Here is a 23,603-nt window from a genome sequence, read left to right on the forward strand (position 1 = left end):
AGCGGCACCACCCCGATGATCCGCACCGGTGGCCGCGGCATTGTCCGAATTCTTCGGCACTTCGTGCTCACCGCTTCGGCCGAAGTGGATGCCAGAGGCGGATGGGTTGGGCGGCAATGTATCTCGTGTGGATCATGCGGTAGCGTTGGATGACCGTGCACAATCACGAACCTCCCGGGTACGACTGCCCATTCTGTTTCCTTCTCACCGGTGGCGAGACCCCACTCGACAGCCCGCGAGACATCGTGCTGCGCACCGGCTGTGCCACCGCTTTCACCGCGGCCCGATGGTGGCCGGACAACCGCGGACACGTCCTGGTCATACCGAACGCTCATCACGAGAATCTGTACGACCTGCCACCGGAATACGGGCACGCCGTGCATGACGTTGTCCGCGAGGTCGCCATCGCGATGCGAGCCACCTACGGTTGCGATGGAGTGTCCACTCGCCAGCACAATGAACCCGGCGGCGGCCAGGACGTGTGGCACTACCACGTCCATGTCTTCCCCCGATATGAGGCCGACAACCTCTATGGGTCTCAGCCACTGCCGGGGTACGCGACCGGCGAACAACGATGGATCTACGCCGATCGGCTGCGCAACTACTTCGGCTCGTCGCCCAGAACCTGACTCCGCCGGATCGATGCGGTCGCAAGGTCGCCGACTATTCGTCCCGTGTAGTCGATTTCGTTCAACTCGATGATGAAAGCGTCGCCGGGTTGGGGTGCGTTGTCACTGTCCGTCGGCCTTGCCGCCGTACCCGTAGGTGAACAAGCCGACACCCGCTCGGTGTGGGGTGACCCACGACCACGGAGACACCCATCCTCATACCCGCGATGCGGTATCTAGCCCAACCACGGAGTTTGCCACTGCTCCCGGTGATGCTGAAGCCTCAGACGCACAGTCGGGTGAACCGGCAAGCCCTCCAGCTCCTCCAGGGAGAGAAACCGAACCTCGGTGGACTCGTGCGAGACCTGGATCTCTCCACCCACCACACGACCGCGGTAGACAATCGCAAACTCTTGCCGGACTTCACCGTCCGAGTATTCGATCACGTGCTCCGGATCGGTGTAGATACCGAGAAGGCCAGTGATCTCGATGTCCAACCCCGTCTCCTCACGGGTCTCGCGGATCACACACTCCTCCAGGGTTTCCCCAACCTCCATGATCCCGCCCGGCAACGACCAATTACCCGAGTCGCCACGCCGTTGCATAAGCACCCGGCCGGCCTCGTCCGCCACCAGAGCTGAACCCCCAGGCTTCAGCGAATTGGGCTTGGGTGCGTTCTGGTCCCGGTAGTAGTCACGCCGTGAGCCCATTGCCGAATCCTCGCGTTGTCGTGTACAGGGTCGTGGTTCCCCATATCTGCTCGAACTGGTCTGCAAACGACTCGAATATGCCGTGCGGAGACAACCTCCGCAGGTACAACGCGGTGTGCTGGTAGCCCCTGGCCCGGAACAAGTACGGGGTAACGATCATCTCCGAGTCGAATCGAAACACTGAGTTGTACAGATGTGTCGTGTGAAGCCCCACCGAGCACCCGGGGGCGTCTGCCAACGGCCCTAGCATCGACAAAGCGTTGCGTATCCGGCCAGGGAGGGTTCCTCCCATCTGCTCCAGCGTGTCCCGCTCCATGACGTGGTCACAGTCTGGATCAGCGAACCCGAGCCGCACCACACATCCGGACTTTGCCTTAGCCGCAATGAGTTCGGATGCCCTGGGCAGTAGCTCGAACACGAACGGGTACGCATAGCCAATGATGTCTATCCGCTCAGTGGCCCTGTGTACCAACGAAACCCAGAGACGGGGATCAGCACGCGCTTCGGGTTGGGCGCGTTGTCAGGTTTCGACGGGCTTTCGAACAGGGCGGGACGCAGCGAAGAAGCCCGGACAGAGCGTTTGTTCTGTCCGGGCTTCGGGTCCCTGGTCGGGGTTCCGTGTCAGTGCCGGAGAGGGGCCCGGAGGCATTTCTTCAGGCGGCGTCGAGGGCTGCGGTGATCTTGCGGGTCATGTCGGTGACGGTGGGGGTGGATCCGGTTTTGTGGGTGGCGGCTTCGATGGCGACGAGGACGGTGGTGCGGAAGTTGGCGGCCTCGGCCGGCGAGTGGTTGGCCAGCAGGGTCATTGCGGCGGTCAGGGCGGGGAGGACCTGGTCAGCGAGGGCGGCTACGGACTTGGACTCGAGGCGGACGCCGGAGGACTTCTCGGCGAGGACGTGGCCGACCAGGCCGGTCGCGGAGCCGAGGGCGATGCTGCCGGCGGTGGCGGCCTTGTGGGGCGAGCCGCCGGCGGCGTCGGCGGCCGAGATCAGGGAGACGGCGCCGTAGGCGGCGGTGCGGAGGGTTTGCTTGTCCTGGGCGGTCAGGGTGGCGGTCATGGTGGGCTCCTCGGTTCGAGTTGCGGTGTTGTTGACGTGAATTACTTTCGCGGGAGCCGCTGACGTCGAGCTGATACCGGCCTGACACCTGCACTGACACAACATCCGGCCGGTTTGGCAGGTGGATGATCCGGCCGATTCTGCGCGTGGATGATCCGTCCGTTCGACGCCTCGATGGTCCGGCTGATTCGTGCTTGGAAATCGAAGGCGCGGAAAATACTGGTCGGTGGGTTGATTGCGGACCGATAGCCCGCCCAGCAGCGCGGATTGGCATACACTTGCGCTGCAAGGGCGTTCGGATCGTTTTATCTCGGCCCGAATGTGGGTGACGGACCCGGGGGTGAGGGTTTTGACACGGCCCATTCGGGTGTTGATGACAGGGTCGGAGTGGTTCACGGCCGCTCATGGTGGTCTCAACCGGTACTTCACAGATCTATACGGTGCACTGACGCGCGACCCTCGAATCAGTATCGGTGCAAGGGCTTTCGGAGACGGTCCGGTCGGTGCGGGGTCATGGGGGCCCACCGGCGGATCGACGCTCCAGCGCGCACGAACCGCGTATCTGGACCGGGGCGGGCTCACCCGCGACACCGTGATCGATCGGCATTTCTGCTTGTACGGGCCTGCGGCGGTACGAAATCCGCTGGTAGTGCACTTTCATGGGCCGTGGGCGGCGGAGAGCCGGATGGCCGGCGAGGGCCCGCGGGCGGTGCGCGCCAAGTTTCTGGTCGAGCGGCTGCGGTATGCCAGGGCGGACCGGTTCGTCGTGCTGTCGCACTATTTCGAAAGGTTGCTGGTCGGCGACTACGGCGTGCGGCCCGACCGTGTTCGGGTGATTCCGCCCGGTGTGGATCTGGAGCGTTTCACGACTTCGGAGCCCGAGGCCGATACCGGAATCGTGCTGTGCGTGCGGCGATTGGAGAAGCGGATGGGTATCGACGTGCTCATTCGCGCCTGGTGCGACGTGTCGGCCAAGCATCCCGACGCCCGGTTGATCATCGTCGGAACCGGGACCGCCGAGGCCGAATTGCGGTCGCTCGCCGCCGACCAGCCGTCGATCCGATTCACCGGTTCGGTGTCCGACGCGGAACTCACCGACCTGTACACCCGATCCGATCTGACCGTGGTCCCCTCCCTCGCACTGGAGGGATTCGGCCTCATCGCCCTGGAATCCCTCGCCGCCGGACGCCCCCCGATCGTGTCCGATTGTGGCGGATTGCCCGATTCTGTCCGGGATTTGGACGCCACGCTCCTCGTCCCGCCGGGCAATGCCGAGGCACTCGCCGCCCGCATCGCCGCGGCCCTCGACGGCTCCCGGCCCGCCGCGAAACAGTGCCGCGCCCATGCGGAGACGTTCTCCTGGGCCGTCGCGGCGCATCGGCACCGGGATCTCTACGCGGAGCTCGTCGGCTGATGGCACCGCTGAAGGCTGTATTCCTGGCGCACACCGCGGCCCCCTCCGGAGCCGAACTCGCGACGCTGCGCCTGGTCTCGGCCATGCCCGCCGGGCGGACCGCCGTGCTCTACACCGAGGACGGTCCGATGCTGCGCCTGATGGCCGCGCGCGGGATCGAAACCCGCGTCGTCACCAATAGTTTCGATTCCCGCGCCATGACCATCGACAAGGCCGGGATCCGCAGCCTGCTCATCGGCGCGACGGGACTGCTGCGTCTGGGCTGGACACTGGGCGCGACCGTCCGCGACCTGGAGGCCACCGTCCTGGTCGCGGGCAGCACCAAAGCCATGCTCATGGGCGCGCTCGCCGCCCGCCGAGCCCGGGTCCCGCTGGTCTGGCATGTGCACGACCGGGTTTCGCGCGACTACTTCGGCCGCGTGCTCGCCCTCGTCATCCGAGTGCTGGGCTGGGTGGTGGCCCGCGCCGTGATCGCCAACAGCCGCGGCACCCTGGCCTCGCTGTACACATGGCGGCGAGCGGCCGTCGTCGCCTATCCGGGCGTCGAGTTCCCACCCGACAACGACACCGCGGCAGACGAATCCGCGCTCCTCCGCGAACAACGACCCCGGGAACAACGCCCGGCCGGCGAGACCATCATCGCCGTCGTCGGCCGCCTCGCCCCCTGGAAGGGCCAGGACCTGTTCCTGCGCGCCCTGGCCGATGTGAAAACCCTCCCCCGCGAGGTATTCCTGGTCGGCGGCACCTTCTTCGACGAGGAGCCCTACCGCGCCGAACTCGAGGTGCACGCCACCGCCCTCGACCTCCCGGTCACCTTCACCGGCCACGTGGACGACCCGGAATCCTATCTGCGCCACGCCGATATTCTCGTGCACTGCTCGGTGCTGCCCGAGCCCTTCGGCCAGGTGGTGGTGGAGGGCATGCGGGCGGGCTGCGCGGTCATCGCGACCCGCCCGGGCGGACCGGAGGAGATCGTGGAGCCGGGGGTGAACGGCCTACTGGTGACGGCCGGCGATCGCGCCGAGCTCACCCGCGCCCTGGACACTCTCATCGCCGATCAGGAACTGCGCGTCAAGCTCGCCGATGCCGCACGGGTGCGGGCCCGCGAATTCGATGTCGCCGAGTCGGGCCGGATCGTGACCGGCCTCCTGACCGGTCTGCCCGGAAAGCGGTCGCGGCGTGGATGATCCGACCGATCCGCTGCCGGCCTACGACCCGCCCACCGTGCGGATGGAGGCTCTCGGCACGCTGGGCCGGTTGCGGCAGCGCCGCCACATGCGGCACGGGATTCCGGAGGTCGACCAGCAGGCCTCCGCCTTCGAACACGACGCCCGCGATGATTCCGGGCCGACCGGTGCGCGGCAGCGCCGCGCCGGACCGAACGGCCACGAGAACGGCACCGGCCGTGGCACGGTGTCGTTCGACGAGACCCGGGCCGCCCGCTATGCCGCGCCCTCCCGCGGTCCGGTGCTCCCGACCTTCTACGGCGATCCGGTCGACCCACCCACCGTGCGGCTCCCGATCACCCGCCCGGCGCGCGATGCCTCCGGCGCCTACCGACAGGCCGCGACGGACGGCGAATCCCCCATCGCCACAGATCATTCCGACGCCAACGGTCACCATCGCAAGGACTCGTCCTCCGGTCTGGGCAGTGTCGGCAGCATCATCCGCGATATCGGACTGGTGACCTTCGGCAAGTACGGCCAGTACGTCATCACCCTGGTCACCGTCCCCCTGCTGGCCCGCATGCTGGGCCCGCACGGCACCGGCCTGCTGGCCATCGGCATGTCGTCCTACTTCATCGGTTCGCTGGTCGTGGATCTGGGCGTCACCTCGTTCCTGGCCGCCAAAGTGCCCGAAGACGATCCGGGCCACCTCGAGGTGAACCGCCTGCGCGGCACCTACCTCGCCATTCGCGCCACCACCCTGACCCTCATCGGCGTGGCGCTGCTGGCCGGCCTCGCGATCGGGGTGTCCCCCAAACTGCACATGGTGCTGCTGGGCCTGTTCGCCGGTGGCTTCTGGTCGATCTCGGAGGACTGGCTGCTCATCGGCCAGGGCAGATTCGGCAGCTCCACCATGTATCAGGGCGTGGGCCGCATCGGATATCTCGGCCTGCTCGTCGGACTGCTCCCCCGATTCCCCAGCGCCTCCATGGCCGTGCTGTGCCTGCTGGTCTCCTCCATCGCCACGGTCGCGCTGACCTGGTGGGACTCCTTCCGCAAGTTCGGACCGCCCGCCCGGCCCTACGGCGTGCGGGCCGTCCTGCGCATGGCCGCACCGATTTTCACCTCCCGGCTGCTGGTCACCGGTTATGGCCAGGGCTCGGCGGCGGTGTACGGCGCGGTTCTGGAGGCGGCCTCGCTGGGCCTGTACTCCGCGGGCGACCGGCTGGTCCGCGCGATCCAGTCCACCCTGGACCCGATCGGCTTCGCCCTGCTCCCCCGCATGGCCCGCCGCAGCGCCCATGATCAGTTCTGGCGCAATCAGATCCAGATGCTGATCGGCTGTGTAACCCTGGCCTGCCTCGCCGTGGTGAGCGTCTGGGTGATGGCCCCCATCCTCGTCCACCTCATCTACACCCACGATTTCGACGGCGCGATACCCCTGCTGCGCGTCGAGATTCTCATCCTGCCCGCCACCACCATCACCTCGTACGTGACCACCGCCGTGCTGCCGGTCAAGCAGGACACCATCGGCGTGCTGATCGGCGCGATCATCGGCACCTGCGTCGCCGCGGTGGCGCTGGTGGTCGCCGCCCGGACCGGATCGGTCTGGACCCTGGTCTATGGCACTGTTTCCGCGGAAATCAGCGTCGCGCTGTGGTACATCATCCGGGTGCGGTGGCTCATGGTGCGGGAACGGGCCGGCCGCGGCGGGCCGGTCGAACCTGCCACCGCGCTGCTGACCAAGGGGGATTTGGCGTGAAAGTACTTTTCGTCGGCGATGACTGGGTGGGCAGCAACGCGCGCTCACTCGCCGACGGATTCCAGCAGGCGGGGCACGAGGTGGTGGTGATCGACACGACCCCGGTCACGCTGCCCGCGCGGCTGTCGCCGCCGTGGATGTATTCGAAGGTCGCCCATCGGCGCGCGCCCTGGGATGTCGAGGCGCTGCATCGCGAGATCGACAGCGCCGCTATCGAATTCGCGCCCGATGTGCTGTTCGCCTTCAAATCGGTGCACCTGGATCAGCAGCGGCTACTGAGCGCCCCGGCTGGTCTGCATGTGCACTACAGTCCCGACGACGTATCCAATCCGTACAACACCAGCCCGGAATACTTGGCACACGAAGCCGAATGGGATCTCATCGTCACCACCAAGTGGCACAACGTTCCCGAGCTGACTGCCCGCGGCGCCAGGCACGTGAAATTCGTTCGCAGCGCATATGATCCGGCCCTGCACCACCTCACCGCCCGCCGTACCGTCCGCAACTATCTGGTCGGTTTCATCGGCGCGGTGCGCCCCGACCGTCAAGATCTCTTGATTTCGCTGGCCCGTGAACACCGCGGGGACATGCTGTTACGCGGTCCCGGCTGGCGGCGCGTACGCGCGCTGTGGCAGACCGGCGCCGATGTCGGCGGCGCGGTCTACGGCGAGAACTTCTCCACGGCGGTCGCCGCGGTCACCGCGAACCTGGTGCTGCTCAATTCCGACAATCGCGACACCCACACCTGCCGCACGTTCGAAGTCCCCGCCGCCGGTGGCCTTTTCGTCGGCGAACGCACCGACGAACATGCCGAACTGCTCCAGGACGAGGCCGAGTGCTATTTGTTCTCCGGCCCGACCGAGCTGCGCGAGATCCTGCGCCGCTGCGCCAAGTATCCCGATCAGGTCGCCAAGGTCGCCGAGGCCGGTCATCGCCGCATCGTGAACGGCGACCACCGGTACGTGGACCGCGCCCGCGAGATCATCGACGCACTGGCATGAGCGGCCGCGCGCACGAGGCCACACCGTGTAGCCGCACGAAGCGCCGCCCATGCCCCAAACGGCGCAACGGATCTGCCGCGCCGATGGCGAAAAGAGCGGCCACGCAAACGGGTAACGCCCCGGCCCGCGGCGCGGACATACGGGTGATGGGAGAGTGATGGCCTCCGCACAATTCGCCGTATTCCTCGTCGCCGCCGCGCTGGTGACGATCGTCGTGGCCGCGATGTTCCTGCCCGGTGTGGCCCGGGTGTTCCTCATCGCGCAGACCGCGCACTGGTCACTGTCGTATATCGCGCGACCGGTGGTCCTGCTGTGGGTGCAGCCCGTCCCCAGCTACGGCGACAATGTGCCCGATCCGCGGCTCTACGAGTACGGCTACGACGGCGGCATCGCCGCGGTGCTGCAACCGGTCATCTTCGGACTCTGGGTCTACGCCGCACTGATCGTCGGCTACGCGGCCTGGGTGCGCCTGCGCCCGCGCGAGACCACGCCGCGCGTAGCGCCTTTCGCGGGCGAGCCCATCTTCACCCAGACCCTGTTCCTGCTCTACGGCGTCGGCACCCTGGGCCGGCTGGCGGCCTACGCCACCGGCACCACCGGCAAGGCGGGCGAGCTGGAGAGCCCGAACCCGCTCATCAACCTGGTCACCATTCTCGCCACCCTCGGCGCGGTCGGCCTGATCGTGTTCTACCGCAACGAGTCCGGCCGCACCACCGCGCTGGTGGTCGGCGCGCTCACCTGCGGCGAGCTGGTGTGGACCGCGACCGTGCAGTCCAAGACCCCGATCATGGGCGCGGTACTGGCCATCGCCGTGCGCTTCGCCATGACCGGCTGGACGCGCGTCAAGGTGGTCGGCGTGCTGAGCATCACCGGCCTCGCCATCGGCGGCTTCGGCTGGCTGCAGTCGCTCAAGACCGATGCCGCCGCCAAGGCCGAAGCGGCACAGGTGGATGCGCAGTATCCGACGGTGGTGCACCCCTTCCTGAGCATGCTGCGCCGCTTCGACCTGCTCGAGGCCGCCACCGACTCCTGGTTCGCCGGGCCGAGTTCCTGGCTGACGCCGGCTCAGGTGGCGCAGCACGCCGTGCAGAGCCTGATTCCCACCCAGCTGCTGGGCGCGGAGAAGTTCCGGTCCGGCGCCGCCTGGGCCGAGCAGGTGCGCGGGCGCTCGGTGGACATGTCGACGGTGGAGGTGTCCCTCGCCGAGGGCAATATCAACGAGGGCTATGTGCTGGGCGGCTATATCGGTGTCGCGGTGGGGGTCACGATCACGTTCGTGCTGCTGCTGATCTGGATCCGCGCCCTCTACAGCAGGTATCTGGCCATGGCGATCCTGGGCCTGTCGGTGATCGAGGTCCCGGTCCTGTTCGAGCGCGGCATCCTCGGCACCGTCGAGATGCTCGGCAAGTATCTGCAGGCCGTGGTGCTGGCATGGCTGGCGTATCTGGTTGTTGGTGAATTCCGAAGACGGATGGAACAGCTGCAGGGGGCGCCGATTCCATCCGGGAAAACGAGGACAGCGCAATGGGTTTGATCGACTACTGGCGGCTGCTGCGGCGGCGCTGGCCGATAATCGTGGTCGCGGTGGTGATCTGTACGGGGGCGGCGTACGGATACGCGAGCACCCTGCCGACCGAGTACACCGCATCCAGTTCGGTGTACGTGTCCATGGCCACCGGGACGTCGGTCAACGACTCCTATCAGGGTGGGCTGGCCGCGCAGCAGCGCGTGCGCTCGTACGTGGATCTGGCCTCCAGCGTCACCGTCGCCACCTACGTGCACGATCAGCTGGGCCTGAAGAGTTCGGTGAGCGACCTGCGCGGCCGCATCACCGCGGTCTCGCCGCCGGCCACCACGATCATCATCATCACGGTGAAGGACTCCACCGCGTCCGGGGCACGCACCCTGGCCGACGAGGTGGTCTCCCAGTTCCGGGCGCTGGTCTCCCGGCTCGAGGTCACCCAGAGCGACGCCGCACCCGCGGCCCGCGCGGAGGTCATCGACAAGGCCCAGACGCCCAGCCAGCCCAGCGGACCGCAGAAGAAGCGCTACTACATGCTCGGCGTGCTGGCCGGACTGATGGTCGGCCTGGGCGCGGCGATCCTGCGCGACAAACTCGACAGGCGAGTCCGTACCTCCACCGAGCTGGAAGCCTTTCTGCCCGTGCCGATTCTGGGGATCGTCGACGACGGGCGGCCCGGCGCCGCGGGTGAGCTGCGCCGGCTGCGCACCCGGCTCACCGAGGACCCCGCGCTGGTCAGCCTGCTGCTGACCTCGCTGTCGCCGCACTCCGAACCGGATGTGGCGATCGGGCTGGCCCGCACCTTCGCCGATACCGGCGCGCGGGTGGTGCTGGTGGACGCCGACACCACCGGGCACGGCTCGTCCCGGCGCAGTCCGGCGGCCGCGGCGGCGGGACTCTCGGAACTGTTGCGCAACAACGCGACCCCCGCGGGCTTCGTGCTGGCCTGGCCGGAGGTGGGGATCAGCGTGCTGCCGCTGGGCGGCATGGATTTCCGCACCCCCGACCTGCTGGACTCCGAGCGGTTCACCGACATCATGTCCAAGCTGCGCAGCGAATTCGACCACATCGTGGTGGAGGCCGCACCCGTCACCGCGGCCGCCGACGCCATCGCCCTGGCGCGGCGCGTCGACGCCACCATCGGCGTGATCGAGCTCGGGCAGACCACCTCCAATCAGGTGCGCGGGGCGCTGGCCACCTTCGGCCACGACAACAAGCGAATGATCGGCACGGTCGTCTTCTCCCGGCCGGCTCGCAGTGTCGGTGAACTCGTCAAGCATCCGCTCGATCTGGTGAAACGGTGATCGAGGAGGACGGGGGGACAACGGACAACCGGTCGGACGCCGCCGTGCGCCGCCGGCGGCTGCTGGCCGCCGGACTCGGGGCGGCGGCCATCCTGCCGGTCGCCGCCGCGTGCGCGAAAACCGATTCCGATGCAGCGGAATTCCGTTCGCCGCATGTCACAGATCAGCCGTCGGCCCGGAATGTGAAGGACTTCGGCGCGGTCGGGGACGGGAAGGCCGACGACACCGACGCCTTCGCCAAGGCCGCCGCGGTCAGCGACAAGCCGCTGGTGCTCTACATCCCGGCCGGGCAGTACACGCTGAAGAAGTTCCCGGCACTCGCCGACTACGCGACGGTGCTGGGCGACGGGGCCGATGTCACCACCATCAACTACGAGGGCGATGACACCTTCATCGCACTACAGCGCAAGCAGCGGGTTCGCTTCTCGCGCCTGGGTTTCTACTTCTCCGGCCCCAAGGCCACCGCGGTGCGGCTGTCGGAGTGCTTCCGCTGCACCTTCGACTCGGTGGTGCTGCGCGGCAACCATATCAGCGACAACGCGCCCCGATTCCAGGACCAGCGGGGACTGGTGCTGGATCAGAACACCGGGGGCACGACCGTCATCAATTCCGATATCAACAATTTCGGGTACGGGATCGTCACCTCGTGCATCCAGAACTACGTGACGTCCTCGAAACTCACCAACAATCACATCGGGGTACTCGGCACCGGCGGCGACCACAATGCCGGATTGGCGTTGGCCAACGTCGAATTCGTGTCCGACAACGATCCCCGGACCACCGACAAGCACCTGGTGGTGGACGGCCCCGCGAACGACTGGTGGCTGACCAACGTGTGGTTCGAAGGGGCCGACACCGCGCTGTCCATCGGCGGACCGGCCGGCGGGCCCGCCCAGTTCGGTCTGGTCAACTGCAAGGTGGCCGCGCGCAAGGTGTGTCTGGACCTGATCCACTGCCGCCAGCCGTATCTGGCCAATGTGCAGTTCGACCCGGACCTGGACGCGCCGCCCATCGAGGTGCGGGTGGATCCCAAGGGCGTGGCGGAGGGCACGGCCGTCAACCTCATCTCCGGGTCCTACCAGGACGTGGATCCCAGGTCGTTCCCGGAGGGCTGGCACGTCATCGGGCGCGGGGCCATCCACGGCGCGCGCTTCGCCGGGACCACGGTGGCGCAGGCGAGTCAGCCCGATGCCGACATCTTCCAGGTCCAGGACCGGGACGGGACCGTATTGTCGGCCGTATTGAACAGTGGGGCTTATATTTCCGACCGCAGCGAAGGCGGAATCGTATTGAAGGATTCGGCGGGCACGTACTGGCGGCTGTCGGTGGGCACGGACGGTGCGATCAAGACCTCGTCGCTGGGCAAGCAGCGACCGCACTCGTGAGCGGCGCGGGGGCACGACTGCGACTGGGCCCGGCGCGGCTGCACGGTAGCACCCTGCTGCTGCGGCTGCCGCGCTTCGCCGACTATCAGGAGTGGCGGCGGCTGCGGCTGCGCGATCGCGCCCTCCTGGAACCGTTCTGGCACACCTCGCCGCTGGACTGGGACACCCGGCACAGCGAGAAGGCCTGGGTGCGTGAATGTCTGGAGGCGGCGACCAATGCCCGCACCGGGCGGCGGGTCGCCACCGTCATCGAGATCGACGGGCGTTTCGCGGGGCAGGTGGAGATCGGCAATATCGATCCGCAGGCCCGGCAGGGCGAGATGGGAATCTGGATCGACGCGCGGATGGGGCGCCACGGATTCGGCGGGATCGCGGCGGGACTGATCCTCGACTTCAGCTTCGAGGTGCTGGGGCTGGAGCGCATCAATGCGCCCATCTCGCCGGGGAACGCGGCGGCCACCAGCGGTGCGGTGCAGATCGGGTTCGTGCGCGAGGGCCGCATGCGGCTGCGCTTCGATGTGGGCGGGGCGCGGGCCGATCACGATCTGTGGTCGATGACGCGGGCCGAGATTCCGCCCAAGGGATTCACCGAGATGTGGACCGAGCGCACCCTCGAACATCGAACCCCGCCCCCGGACGAACCCACCGGCGCACCGGAGGCGAACGGAATACCTGATGCAGCAACGATTTTCGCGGTCCTGGCCCGGTATCGGGCGGGCCGGCTGTGGCGGGCCACCCGGCAGGGGCTGCCCACCCGGCCCGTTACGCTCCGGCTGACCGGATACGACCGGGTGGCGCTGCGCAGCCCGCGGCCCTCCGACGGCCCGGCCCGCGCGACCGCCCGGCGTAACGGTGTGCCCCCGGTGACCGACGGAACCGATAGCACCGGTCGGTCCTGGTGGCGCGAATTCGCCCGCAGCACAGCGGGAGTGCGCTCCCCCGCCGGTCTGCTGCTCGTCCTCGACGCCGCGGGCGCCTACGCCGGGGAGGCCCGGCTGTTCGACCTCGACATGTTCGATCGCAATGCCCGGATGCACATCTGGGCCGATCCCGCCCACGCCGACGACGGAGTCCGCCTGGCGGCAACCCGGGCCCTGCTGGCACACGCCTTCGACCGGCTCGGACTGTTCCGCGTATACACGGCCGTCGCGGCCGGGGATACCGCATCGGCCGCGGTCGCCGCCTCGGCGGGACTGCACAAGGAGGCAACCATGCGCAGCTACACCGGACTCGACGGACATCGCGGCGACCATGAGCTGTGGGCCATCACCGCCGGGGGTACCGATCATGCGTGACTACCGGCGCAGTGCCGCCCTGCAGGCGCGCCTGCACGATCTGGTCCCGGGCGGCGCGCACACCTACGCGCGCGGCGCGGACCAGTATCCGGAGGCCATGGCCCCGATCCTGGTGCGCGGCAAGAGTGCCCGGGTGTGGGACGCGGACGGCAACGAGTACGTCGAGTACGGCATGGGGCTGCGCTCGGTGACCCTCGGCCACGGGTTCGCGCCGGTGGTCGAGGCGGTGGCGCGGACCATCGCCGACGGGGTCAACTTCTCCCGGCCGACCGAGCTGGAACTGTTGGCGGCCCAGGACTTCCTGAGCCTGGTGCCGGGCGCGGACATGGTGAAGTTCGCCAAGAACGGCTCCGACACCACGACGGCGGCCGTGCGGCTGGCGCGCGCGGTGACCGGGCGGGAGGCGGTGGCGATCTGCGAGCAGCCGTTCTTCTCGGTCGACGACTGGTTCATCGGCACCACCGAGATGAACGCGGGGATACCGGCGGTTCCGACCGTGCGATTCCGCTACAACGACCTGGCGTCACTGGAAACGGCCCTGCGCCGCACCGCGATCGCGTGCGTGATCCTCGAACAGGCCACGGCCCTGGCCGAACCCGTGCCGGGCTTCCTGGAAGGCGTACGCGCGCTGTGCGACCGGCACGGCGCGCTGCTGGTCTTCGACGAGATGATCACCGGGTTCCGCTGGTCCGCCGGTGGGGCGCAGCGGATCTACGGCGTGACGCCCGACCTCTCGTGCTGGGGCAAGGCCATGGCCAACGGGTTCCCGCTCTCGGCGCTGGCCGGCAAACGCGAGTACATGGAGCTGGGCGGGCTGCGTACCGACGAGGACCGGGTCTTCCTGCTGTCGACCACCCACGGGCCGGAAACCGCGTCCCTGGCCGCCTTCCGGGCCGTCGTGCAGACCTACCGCGACACCGATCCGGTAGCGCGCATGGAGGAATCCGGCCGCCGCCTCGCCGCCGGGGTCAACGCCATCGCCGCGGACCTCGGTATCGGTGATCAGCTCGAGGTGGCGGGCCGGCCGTCGTGCCTGGTGTTCCTCACCCGTGACCCGGAAGGCGTTCCCTCCCAGCCCTATCGGACGCTGTTCCTGCAGGAGCTGCTGGACCGGGGTGTGCTGGGGCAGTCGTTCGTGAACTCGGCCGCGCACACCGACGCCGATATCGACCACACCATCGACGCCTGCCAGTCGGCGGCCAAGACCTACCGCAAGGCCCTCGAACAGGGCACGGTGGACGGCCTGCTCGCCGGACGGCCGGTGGCTCCGGCGCTGCGGCGCACGGCGGCACCGCGCCGTCTCGGGCCGTAACCCAGTCTCGCGCCGTAACCCAGTCTCGCGCAGTAACCCAGGAGCTGTGATGTCCGCACCCCGGATCGCCCTCGTCCACGAGCGATTCACCGAATACGGCGGCTCCGAGGCCGTGGTAGCCGAGTTCATGAAAACCTGGCCCGGCGCACCGGTTTTCGCGCCCATCGCCGACGCGGAGTGCACGCGCACACTCTTGACGGCGGCAGGCCCCTCGATCGAAACGGACTCGACGGCAACCGGACTCGTATACGACACCTGGCTCTCGCGCGCCTACTCGGCGAGTGGGCGGCGGTCGCACGCCCCGCTGCTGCCCTTCGTGCCGGGCACGCTGCGCAATCTGCCACTCGACGGCGAGTACGACGCGGTGGTGGTGAGCCATCACGCTTTCGCCACCCAGGCGGTCTTCGCCACCACCGCGCCGGTGATCGCCTATGTGCACAGCCCGGCCCGGTGGGCCTGGGACAGCGCGTTCCGGGCGCGGGAGGCCGGCGGACGGGCGGGGCAGGCCATTCTGATGGCGCTGGGCGCACTCGCCCGGCGCAACGAACTTCGGGCCGCACCGCGGCTCGCGCACGTGGTGGCGAACTCGCAGGCGGTGGCCGATCGGGTGCGGGACTGGTGGGGACTGCCCGCGTCGGTGGTGAATCCGCCTGTGCGCGTGGACCGTTTCTCCCCCGATCCGCGCATCGACCGCGAGGATTTCTTCCTCTTCGCGGGCCGGCTGGTGCCCTACAAGCGGCCCGATCTCGCCATTCTCGCCGCCCGCCGGGCCGGGGTGCGCCTGGTGATCCTCGGGGACGGCCGTTATCGCCGTCAACTGGAGGCATTGGCCGGCCCGGAGACCACCTTCCTGGGCGCGGCCTCCGACGAGGTGCTGCAGGACATGTACCGCCGCTGCCGGGCGCTGCTCATGCCCGGCGTGGAGGATTTCGGCATCGTCCCGGTGGAGGCCATGGCCTGTGGCGCACCGGTGCTCGCGGTCGGCGAGGGCGGGGCCCTCGACACCGTCGTGCCCGGTATCTCCGGCGAACACATTCCGACCGGTTCCGATGATTCGGTGGTGGCCGGATTCGCCCGGGTGATGCGCGATTTCGACCCGGCCGACCATCACCCCGAAACCATCCGCAACCACGCCGTCACCTTCTCCCCCGAGGCATTCCGCAGCCGGATCGCGGACATTGTGTCGCGCAATTCCCGCTGACCGACTATTCAGTCAGCTACCTGGCCGATAGGCCAGGTTTGTAACTCCGCTGCTCGACTGGCTGCCGGGTAGCAGGCTACGTCCAACGCTAGGAAGGCGTAGGGGCTGCTGACTGAGCCCCGCGTTCCCACGCCTGTGCCGCGCGGGCGGCGATGTTGTGGGAAGCGTTCACGTCCGCGTGTTCAACGAAACGACACGAACGACAACAGAATTCGGATTGCCTGGGTCGGTTCTTCCGGTCGACGTACCCGCACTTGCGGCAGGTTTGCGAGGTGTGCGCGGCGTCGACGAACACCACCGGCACCCCCGCGAGGAAGGCCTTGTATTCGATAAACCCGGCCAGCTGCGCGAACGACCAGCTGTGTAGTGCGGCCCGTTGGGGCTTGCAAAGCCGTACCCGGTCACGGATGCCGGTCAGGGTCTCTAACCCGATTCCGTGCCCGGTGCGTCGAGCCTCGGCCACAATACGTTTGGAGATGCGATGGTTGACATCGGCGGCGCGCCACCGCTGCCGCTTCAACACTCGCTTAGCGGACTTGGTGCCCTTGGCCTGCAATTTCAGGCGGAGTGTTCGTTGCCGTTCGCGGTGCCGCCGCAGCCCACGCCCCGCCGCCCGGTACCCGGTGTTGGTGGTGGCCACGTTGGCCACCCCGAGATCCACCCCCATCCATCCCTGCGGGGTGATCGGGTCGGGTACGGGGATTTCGCAGCTGGCGTACAGGAACCACATTCCGCCGCGGTGGACGAGGTCGGTTTCGCCTTCCCGGTACTGCGCGAGAGTCTTTAGCTGCTCGTCGGACCCGGTGTAGCGGAGGTTCTTCATCCGGCCGTGGACGGTCCAGATGGACACGGTCTGGGCGTCGAGCTGCCATGACAGGCAGCGGTCGTCGAAGGGTTGTGCCGCATCGGGGCGGAACCGGACTGGGGTGGACTCGATCCGTTCGCGACGGCGGTCACCGGACGGACCGTAGTTCCCCGCTTTCAGATTCGCTGCGCGAGTCTTGTAGGCGTCGGCGACCTTCCGGATGACGTGGAGCGCGGGCTGCGCGGACAGCCCTGCCGCCTTCACGGAAAAGTAGTGGTCGCGTTGCAGCGCTGCGCGACTGCGGGACTTTTGGCTCTGGGCGTGAGCCGCCAGTTCTGTCGCGGCAGCGTTCGAGGTGTGCAGCGTGGCGGTGAGCATCACTGCCTGCTCCGGTGTGGGCAGCAGCTTCACCGGCACGACCAGCTTCACCGGCACACGATAGCATGCATCTATGTCACCCGGGGCGCTTCAAATCCGAACGTACGCAGGGGAAGACATGTCGAATACCATTGCGCACTTGGTCTTCGTCCCGAGACACCGGCAGAGCCGGTTCACCGATGAGATCCTTGCCCGCTGTGAGGAAGTGATGCGCAGTGTGAGCGGGACATCGGTGCCGAGCTACGTGAGTTCAACGACGAAATCGACCACGTACACCTGCTCGTGCATTACCTGCCGCAGGTGAAACTGTTCACCCTCGCCGGCAGCCTGAAGGCGTGCCGGCGCGGCGGTTGCGGTAGGAGCTTCCCCGACCACATCCGAAAGTACTCGTGGGGGACCATTTCTGGTCGCCGTCGTACTTCGCGGGATCGTGTCGCGGACCGCCGCTGGCGATCGTCAAGCAGTACATCAAGAGCCAGTACCGGCCGGGATGACGAGATTCCTTCGGAGCCCTGAACGACCGTGATTCCTCGCCAAATGCCATTGAATCCGACAGGGTTGAGGCCGTTCACTGCTATACAAAACTACGCATTCTGTGGACGGATTCATGGGCAGCGGAACAGATAGAACAGGTGAGGCAGTGGGTGGTGTCGGAGCGGTATCCGGCGCGCTGGTGACCGGTGGGGCAGGGGATGTCGGGCGCGCGGTGGCGCGGCGACTGGTGGACGCCGGAAGGCCCGTGTGGGTCGCCGATGTCGACGCCGAGGGTGCGCGTGCGTGTGCGGCGGAGCTGGGGGCGGAAGCCACTGCGCTGGAACTGGATCTGACGAGCGCGGAGAGCATCGAAGCGGCCGCCCGGGCGGTCGGCGGGCGGGTCTCGGCGGTGGTGCACTGTGCCGGGGTCGCCGTCGTGGAACCGTTCCTGGACAGCGGAACCCTCGCCTGGGACCTCATGTTCCAGGTGAATCTGCGCGGGCCCATGCGCCTGACCCAGCTGCTGCTGCCCGGCATGCACGACGCCGAGGCCCCCCGGATCGTGTTCGTCGCCTCCGACGGCGCGCGAGCCGGCGCCTTCGGTGAAACCGTCTACGCCGCATCCAAATCCGGCCTGTTCGGTTTCGCCAAATCGCTCGCCCGGGAGGTGGCCCGCGACGGCGTCACCGTCAACGTGGTCTGCCCCGGACCGCTGGAGGGCCGCATGGTCGCCCACACCATGGCCGATCATCCCGAAACCCTCACCGCCCTCGAAAAATCCATCCCCCTCAAACGCCTGGGCCGACCGGACGAAGTAGCCTCCCTCATCGCATGGCTGGCAAGCCCGGAAGCCAGCTACGTCACCGGCCAGCTGATCAGCGTCAGCGGCGGCATCACCATGCAGTAGGAGTTGCCCACATGCCCTCTCTCCCCCTCGTCGACGCCCACATGCACCTGTGGGACACCGGTGCGCATGCCTGGTATCCGGGCCTGGCGAGATTCGCCGACGCCGGACGACCCGACATCGCGCAGAACTTTCTACCTGCCGACTTCGATCGGGCGCTGGGAGCGATCGAGGTGGCCGGGCTGGTGCACGTGTCGGCCACCACCGCACCGCATGCCTATCTGGACGAAACCCGTTGGGTGGACGGCATTGCCGCGGCCGGTTCGCGGCCGTTCGCGATCGTCGGAGCGGTCGATCCCGCGCTGCCGACAACCGAGCTGATCGCGCATCTCGACGAGCAGGCCCGCACCGAGCGGTTCCGCGGGGTACGGGTTTTCGAAGGGCTGTCGCCGAACACGCCTGCGGCGGATGCCCTCGCGAGCTGGCTGCAGGAGCACGACGCGGTCTTCGATCTGGTGACCGAGCCCGGCGAGATACTCGACTGGATCGACTTCCTGGCCGGGTATCCGGAGCTGCGGGTGGTACTCGAGCATCTGGGGTTCCCGCAGGGGCATTCCTCCGAGGCCCGCTCCGCCTGGCACAATGCGATCTCCTTGGCGGCCAAGGAGACTCAGTGGCTGTGCAAGCTCTCGGGGTTCGGGCTCATCTGCCGGGATCTGGCGTGGCCGTCGCTCGAGTACTGGCTGGAATCGAGTGTGGCGCTGTGGGGATGGCGGCGGCTGATGTTCGCGTCCAACATGCCGGTGGATTCGCTGGCGGGGACCTACACCGAGCTGGTCTCGGCGATCGACCACATCGTCACCACCGACGCCACCGATCAGGAGGCGGAGTTCTTCTACCGGGCCAACGCGCTCGACGCCTACCGCCTGAAATAGGCGACCCCGGCTAGCGGTTCGGCAGTGATCGGGGCACCCGAATCGTGGGAGCACGGCGGTGTCGAACCTGGTCAGCCCGCTGATCCGGTCGCCGGCGAGGGTCAGGACATAGAGGCCGGTGCCGTGGGCGGTGCCGTCGGGGCCGCGCAGGTAGGCCCCGAACGCGGGCTGGCCATTGGCGCTGGTCGCCACCAGGTCGAAGCGGCGGCCGGCGGCGAATATCGCTGCGCAGAAACGGGTTACCGTCTCGAGGCCGGCGTATTCGAAGGGCATCGGCGGCATCGACATGAACACGTCGTCGGTCAGCAGGGCCACCAGCGCGTCCAGATCGGCGGACTCCCACGCCGTGGCGAACTTCGCCGCGACGGCGTCCTGCGCGGCCGAAGGCGGGGCCGATTCCCCCCTCGGCGGTCGCGGGCAGCCGGCGCCGCAGGCCGGTACGGGCTCGCTCGAGTGCGCTGTTGACCGAGTCGACGGTCGTGTCGAGGCATGCCCGCCACCTCCGCCGCGGGGAATCCCAGGGCGTCACGCAGGATCAGGACGGCCACCTGGCGCGGCGGCAGCAACTGCAGGGCCGTCACGAACGCCAGCGAAATGGACTCGGTCTGCTCGAGACGGCCTTCCGGGCCCAGCGGCTGTCCTGACTGCGGCTATGCAGCTCTCCACCGGCAGCTGCCGACGCCGGACCGCGGAAACCAGTCGCGTGTGCGCCCACGGGCGGCAGCCGGGAGCTGCCGCCCGTGCCCGTTACGTCCTGTACCGGAACAGGATCCGGCCTCGGTTGAGGTCGTAGGGGCTCAGTTCCACGAGTACGCGGTCTTCCGGGAGGATCTTGATGTAGTTCTTCCGGATCTTGCCGCTGATGTGGGCGAGGACCTGGTGGCCGTTGGCGAGTTCCACCGTGAAGGTGGCGTTGCGCAGGCACTCGATCACGGTGCCTTCGATTTCGATTCCTTTGCTGGTCTTGGTCATCGCAGCACCAGTTCCAGGTTGCTGTTCACGCGGCGGGCGCCGATGCCCTCGAAGAGGGCGGTGGCCGCGGCATTGGATTCCTTCACCTCGGCCGAGGCGGTGGTGATGCCGCGAGTGTGCAGCGCGCCCAGGGTGTGGGCGAGCATGGCCCGGGCGATGCCACGGCGGTGCTGATCTTCTCGCACGGCGATCAGGCCGATCCGGGGCAGACGGGTCACCTGCACCACGCGGAGCAGGCCGACGTAGCGGTCGGATTGTGCCGCTGCCACGTATTTCGACCGGTCCACGATGGTGTCACCATCGGCTCCGCGCAGATTCTCGACCGGCATGTCCTGCCAGCCGACGGTCGCCTCCACCTCGTCGCGAATCACGCGGTCCACGGCACGCAGCGGTTCGTCCGCCGCGTGCCCGGCCGGCACGATCGTGATGTCGGGCGGCGGGGCCACCGCATGCAGACCTGTGCTGCCCGGATCGGTGGGAACCAGGTACTCCCACTCCCGGCGGCGGGTCGTGAAACCGGCTCGCGCCCAACGGGACATCAGGTCGGAATCGTTTTCGTCGACCACGGTGTACAGGGGCCTGCGCAGGGTGGCGAGCATGGCGGCCGCGAGTTGATCGAACACCGCGTCCTGCCAGACGTCGATGCTGAGGAACAGCCGACCATCGGGCCGGGTCGAGACATCGCCGGATCCGACCACCAGGTCGTTGTCCACGGCTTGCCATTGGGTCAGCGCGACCCGGGTGATCGCGGCGGAATCGCCCGCATGCGAAGAGAGATTCGAAGTATTCATCGTCGTCACCTTTCGGGATTGCCTTGTCAGGCAGGCGCTCCCGGCGACAACTACAGCGTTCGCCAATCCGTGACGACGAGAGGGAGCCCCCACATCGGTACTGTGTTCATGGGTCTCACCTCCTCGCGTGATGTCACGGTAGGCAGCAGGTTAACAGACCGAACCACGGTCCGCGCAAGGTATTTCCGGCGCTGCCGGGGGCCGCAGGTCGTCTCAGCGGCGGGATCGCACGGTCAGGATGCCTACGACCCAGCCGATGCCGAACGTCACCAGCAGCACCAGCCACATCGGCGAACGGATGGTCAGCAGCAGGAACTCGATATCCACCCGGTGGCGGTTCTCGGCGATGAAGGTCACGGCCAGCACAGTGAGGATGATCGCGATCCACTGCTTCATCGAGATCCTCGACAGCGGTGAGGGTTTGGATGTCTCGGTCACCGGGTCCTCCTCCTAGTGGGCGCCGTGGGTGAAGCGGTAGACCAGGCGTCCGACGCTAATCGCCCCGACTGGACGTTTGCTGCAACATTGCCGTGATTCTGCCGTTTTGTTATCCGAACCCGGTTACCTTCTCGCAGCAGCCCGCGTCATATGGGTTGGCGACCGACAACGGCCGGGTCGCCGAGCCGACGAATGGAGGACAGGGTGCTGTCGAACATCTTGTATGTCACCGTCTACGTGACCGATCAGGACCGCGCGCTGCAGTTCTACACCGAAGCGCTCGGCCTGCAGAAGCAGGTGGACTATGCCGGGCCAGATGGGCGGTTCCTGACGGTCAAGGCATCCAGGAGTCCCGTGGAGATCATTCTGTGGCAGCTTCCGGAGGCGGCCGGGCAGCCGTCCGGTGGGTCGGAATTGGTCGCGCCCGGGCCGCTCATTCTCGAATCGGACAATCTGTGGAAGGACTTCGAGGCAATGCGGGAGCGGGGCGTCACGTTCATCGATCCGGAACCGGTGGACTATCCGTTCGGGGTGCGCATCGAGGCGGTGGACCCCGACGGGAACCGGGTCTCGCTGCGGCAGCAGCGGCGGGGACGGTAGTCATGGCCGGATCCGGCTCGACGGACCCGGTGGCCGCGGCCTTCGAGGCACAGCGCGATCGGCTGCGGGCGGTCGCGTATCGCGTCCTGGGTTCGCATGCCGATGCCGAGGACGTGGTGCAGGAGGCCTGGATGCGGCTGGCCCGCCAGGACGCCGCGGCCATCGACAACCTCGCGGGCTGGCTCACCACGGTCGTCGGCCGGATCAGCCTGGACCTGCTGCGCTCGCGCCAGGCCCGGCAGGAGTCGTCCTACGACGGCCTGCCCGAGTTCGTCGTCACCGCCGACCACGGCGCCACCGAACCGGAAGAGTATGTCGCCCTGGCCGATTCGGTGGGCCTGGCGCTGCTGGTCGTCCTGGACTCGCTGGGCCCCAGCGAGCGCCTCGCCTTCGTGCTCCACGACATGTTCGCGGTGCCGTTCGCCGATATCGGCCGGATCCTCGGCAAATCCGCCGACGCCACCAAGATGATCGCCAGCCGCGCGCGCCGGAAGGTGCAGGGCGCCGGCGAGCACCCGGCCGTCCCCGGGCGCGAACAGCGCGCCGTGGCCGAAGCGTTCCGCCGTGCCGCGGTGGGCGGCGACTTCGAAGCGCTCCTCCGCGTCCTCGACCCCGACGTCCGGCTCACCGTGCATGCCCCCAGCGGCGTGTTCGTCACCCTCGGCGCCACCGAAGTAGCCACGCGCGCGCGCAGTTTCTCCGGCGCGGTCACCCGCCACCAGCCGGTCCTCGTCGACAATCTGCCCGGCTACATCTCCTGGCGCGAGGACGGCACCCCGCTATCCGTCATGTCCCTCGCTGTCGCCGGCCACCGCATCACCGCCATCACCCTGCTCGCCGACCCCCACCGCCTCGCCGCGATGCACCTACCCGGTTCGGCCTGAATCACCGACCTGCCACGCCGAGGGCGTCGAGCAGGTTTCCGGCGCCGGTGACCAGCTCTGCGGGATCCGAGTAGGCGCGTTCCAATTCGACTCTGCCGCAGCTGCCATCGAGGATCTGGGCAGGGGGACCACCGTCTTCCCGTCCGGTAGACAGTGAGGTGGCCCCATACCCGGTCGCCGCGATACGGGAGCGTGTCGAAAGAGGTCTCGAAGTCGCGACCCGAATCCGCCTCGGCCACAATCGCTTCCGCGAAGACTCGCAGGTCGCCGGGATCAGCATAGCCGCGGATCATGATCCACGGTTCGACCAGGAACAGTCCACTGGGCCGGTGCAGTGCGAACATCAGTCAATACGGGCCTGCACCCGATCATGGTCCTCGCGAGATACGAATTCCCGCACGGCCACACCCCAGCGTGCAGAGCCGAACATACTGCCACCCAGTAGCTTTCGCGCTGGTCAGGAGGCTGTGGAGGGGAAGCGACAATCGACTTGACGAATTGCGTTCTGCGGTGTCATTATTGAAATGGGAAGACACCGGAATATCGGTGTCGATTTCTTTGCGCCTCTCGACATCTGTTGACTTCGGGTGTAATTTGAGATTTCGCGCCTGGGCGGGTGCTGTCCGACTCTCGAAATGTGAAATGACCGTGGAAGGTCGCGCTGTCTGCGTGCGGCTTCATCCACCCGTTGTTGTCGAGTCATGTTCGGACTGCCGGCGCCGGTACGCGTGAATTACGGCCACA

22 protein-coding genes and 2 pseudogenes are annotated in these 23,603 nt (G+C 67.7%); 17 read left to right on the forward strand and 7 right to left on the reverse strand.

Annotated elements, in window-relative coordinates; translation table 11 throughout:
- The first annotated feature begins 149 nt into the window (after window positions 1-149).
- Window positions 150-629 carry an HIT family protein gene (locus tag ACQP1O_RS27155; protein WP_433561274.1) on the forward strand — a complete coding sequence of 160 codons (480 nt, stop codon included), beginning with the start codon at window positions 150-152 and terminating at the stop codon, window positions 627-629.
- A 215-nt stretch (window positions 630-844) separates the two neighbouring features.
- Here ACQP1O_RS27155 and ACQP1O_RS27160 read toward each other — a convergent pair whose 3' ends face one another.
- A complete protein-coding gene (locus tag ACQP1O_RS27160) occupies window positions 845-1,318 on the reverse strand; it encodes an NUDIX domain-containing protein (protein WP_433561275.1) in 474 nt (157 codons plus the stop codon).
- A 653-nt stretch (window positions 1,319-1,971) separates the two neighbouring features.
- Window positions 1,972-2,376 (reverse strand): hypothetical protein, encoded by a 405-nt coding sequence (locus tag ACQP1O_RS27165; RefSeq protein ID WP_433561276.1) that lies wholly within the window; start codon window positions 2,374-2,376, stop codon window positions 1,972-1,974.
- Between the two features lie 373 nt (window positions 2,377-2,749).
- On the opposite strand from ACQP1O_RS27165, the gene ACQP1O_RS27170 reads away from it, so the two are divergent.
- From ACQP1O_RS27170 to ACQP1O_RS27215, 10 genes are all read left to right on the forward strand, one after another.
- Window positions 2,750-3,790: a glycosyltransferase family 4 protein gene (locus tag ACQP1O_RS27170; RefSeq protein WP_433561277.1), complete on the forward strand. Its 1,041-nt coding sequence runs from the start codon at window positions 2,750-2,752 to the stop codon at window positions 3,788-3,790.
- A complete protein-coding gene (locus tag ACQP1O_RS27175) occupies window positions 3,790-4,977 on the forward strand; it encodes a glycosyltransferase family 4 protein (RefSeq protein WP_433561278.1) in 1,188 nt (395 codons plus the stop codon). Before ACQP1O_RS27170 ends, ACQP1O_RS27175 begins: the two co-directional genes overlap by 1 nt.
- Window positions 4,978-5,434: 457 nt before the next feature.
- Entirely contained in the window at window positions 5,435-6,718 is a 1,284-nt protein-coding gene (locus ACQP1O_RS27180) for an oligosaccharide flippase family protein (RefSeq protein ID WP_433567811.1), read from the forward strand.
- Window positions 6,715-7,719, forward strand: coding sequence for a CgeB family protein (locus ACQP1O_RS27185; protein ID WP_433561279.1), 1,005 nt, complete (start codon window positions 6,715-6,717; stop codon window positions 7,717-7,719). The genes ACQP1O_RS27180 and ACQP1O_RS27185 overlap by 4 nt, the downstream gene beginning before the upstream one ends.
- Window positions 7,720-7,876: 157 nt before the next feature.
- Entirely contained in the window at window positions 7,877-9,253 is a 1,377-nt protein-coding gene (locus ACQP1O_RS27190) for a hypothetical protein (protein ID WP_433561280.1), read from the forward strand.
- A complete protein-coding gene (locus ACQP1O_RS27195; protein ID WP_433561281.1) occupies window positions 9,244-10,545 on the forward strand; it encodes a Wzz/FepE/Etk N-terminal domain-containing protein in 1,302 nt (433 codons plus the stop codon). The genes ACQP1O_RS27190 and ACQP1O_RS27195 overlap by 10 nt, the downstream gene beginning before the upstream one ends.
- Window positions 10,545-11,930, forward strand: a complete 1,386-nt coding sequence (locus tag ACQP1O_RS27200) for a glycosyl hydrolase family 28-related protein (RefSeq protein ID WP_433567812.1) — start codon at window positions 10,545-10,547, stop codon at window positions 11,928-11,930. Before ACQP1O_RS27195 ends, ACQP1O_RS27200 begins: the two co-directional genes overlap by 1 nt.
- The gene (locus ACQP1O_RS27205; protein WP_433561282.1) at window positions 11,927-13,225 is read left to right on the forward strand and encodes a GNAT family N-acetyltransferase; all 1,299 of its coding nucleotides are present in this window, start codon (window positions 11,927-11,929) and stop codon (window positions 13,223-13,225) included. The genes ACQP1O_RS27200 and ACQP1O_RS27205 overlap by 4 nt, the downstream gene beginning before the upstream one ends.
- Window positions 13,218-14,537 (forward strand): glutamate-1-semialdehyde 2,1-aminomutase, encoded by a 1,320-nt coding sequence (locus tag ACQP1O_RS27210; protein ID WP_433561283.1) that lies wholly within the window; start codon window positions 13,218-13,220, stop codon window positions 14,535-14,537. The genes ACQP1O_RS27205 and ACQP1O_RS27210 overlap by 8 nt, the downstream gene beginning before the upstream one ends.
- A 49-nt stretch (window positions 14,538-14,586) precedes the next feature.
- Complete coding sequence (locus tag ACQP1O_RS27215; RefSeq protein ID WP_433561284.1) at window positions 14,587-15,738, forward strand: glycosyltransferase; 1,152 nt, start codon at window positions 14,587-14,589, stop codon at window positions 15,736-15,738.
- Between the two features lie 88 nt (window positions 15,739-15,826).
- Here the strand turns inward: ACQP1O_RS27215 and ACQP1O_RS27220 are convergent, their stop codons facing one another.
- Window positions 15,827-16,972 carry an RNA-guided endonuclease InsQ/TnpB family protein gene (locus tag ACQP1O_RS27220; RefSeq protein WP_433561285.1) on the reverse strand — a complete coding sequence of 382 codons (1,146 nt, stop codon included), beginning with the start codon at window positions 16,970-16,972 and terminating at the stop codon, window positions 15,827-15,829.
- Between the two features lie 18 nt (window positions 16,973-16,990).
- On the opposite strand from ACQP1O_RS27220, the pseudogene tnpA reads away from it, so the two are divergent.
- The 3 genes and pseudogenes from tnpA (at window position 16,991) to ACQP1O_RS27235 (ending at window position 19,174) form a co-directional block, all read left to right on the forward strand.
- A pseudogene (tnpA, locus tag ACQP1O_RS27225) lies at window positions 16,991-17,415 on the forward strand (IS200/IS605 family transposase).
- Window positions 17,416-17,561: 146 nt separating this feature from the next.
- Complete coding sequence (locus tag ACQP1O_RS27230; protein WP_433561286.1) at window positions 17,562-18,302, forward strand: SDR family NAD(P)-dependent oxidoreductase; 741 nt, start codon at window positions 17,562-17,564, stop codon at window positions 18,300-18,302.
- 11 nt (window positions 18,303-18,313) lie between these two features.
- Window positions 18,314-19,174 carry an amidohydrolase family protein gene (locus tag ACQP1O_RS27235; RefSeq protein WP_433561287.1) on the forward strand — a complete coding sequence of 287 codons (861 nt, stop codon included), beginning with the start codon at window positions 18,314-18,316 and terminating at the stop codon, window positions 19,172-19,174.
- Between the two features lie 141 nt (window positions 19,175-19,315).
- On the opposite strand, the pseudogene ACQP1O_RS27240 reads toward ACQP1O_RS27235, so the two are convergent.
- Window positions 19,316-19,489, reverse strand: a pseudogene (locus ACQP1O_RS27240) (RNA polymerase subunit sigma-70); the annotation flags it as partial.
- A gap of 146 nt (window positions 19,490-19,635) precedes the next feature.
- Here ACQP1O_RS27240 and ACQP1O_RS27245 point away from each other — a divergent pair.
- On the forward strand, window positions 19,636-19,818 hold the full coding sequence (locus ACQP1O_RS27245; protein WP_433561288.1) for a hypothetical protein: 183 nt from the start codon (window positions 19,636-19,638) through the stop codon (window positions 19,816-19,818).
- A 103-nt stretch (window positions 19,819-19,921) separates the two neighbouring features.
- Here ACQP1O_RS27245 and infA read toward each other — a convergent pair whose 3' ends face one another.
- From infA to ACQP1O_RS27260, 3 genes are all read right to left on the reverse strand, one after another.
- Complete coding sequence (infA, locus tag ACQP1O_RS27250; protein ID WP_433561289.1) at window positions 19,922-20,146, reverse strand: translation initiation factor IF-1; 225 nt, start codon at window positions 20,144-20,146, stop codon at window positions 19,922-19,924.
- Window positions 20,143-20,937 (reverse strand): GNAT family N-acetyltransferase, encoded by a 795-nt coding sequence (locus tag ACQP1O_RS27255; protein WP_433561290.1) that lies wholly within the window; start codon window positions 20,935-20,937, stop codon window positions 20,143-20,145. Before ACQP1O_RS27255 ends, infA begins: the two co-directional genes overlap by 4 nt.
- Before the next feature lie 213 nt (window positions 20,938-21,150).
- Window positions 21,151-21,375, reverse strand: coding sequence for a hypothetical protein (locus ACQP1O_RS27260; RefSeq protein WP_433561291.1), 225 nt, complete (start codon window positions 21,373-21,375; stop codon window positions 21,151-21,153).
- 204 nt (window positions 21,376-21,579) lie between these two features.
- Here ACQP1O_RS27260 and ACQP1O_RS27265 point away from each other — a divergent pair, with 204 nt between their 5' ends.
- Entirely contained in the window at window positions 21,580-21,975 is a 396-nt protein-coding gene (locus ACQP1O_RS27265; protein WP_433561292.1) for a VOC family protein, read from the forward strand.
- 2 nt (window positions 21,976-21,977) lie between these two features.
- Window positions 21,978-22,859: a sigma-70 family RNA polymerase sigma factor gene (locus ACQP1O_RS27270; RefSeq protein ID WP_433561293.1), complete on the forward strand. Its 882-nt coding sequence runs from the start codon at window positions 21,978-21,980 to the stop codon at window positions 22,857-22,859.
- The last annotated feature ends 744 nt before the right edge of the window (window positions 22,860-23,603 follow it).

The organism is Nocardia sp. CA-151230 (assembly GCF_050942175.1).
Lineage (GTDB): Bacteria > Actinomycetota > Actinomycetes > Mycobacteriales > Mycobacteriaceae > Nocardia.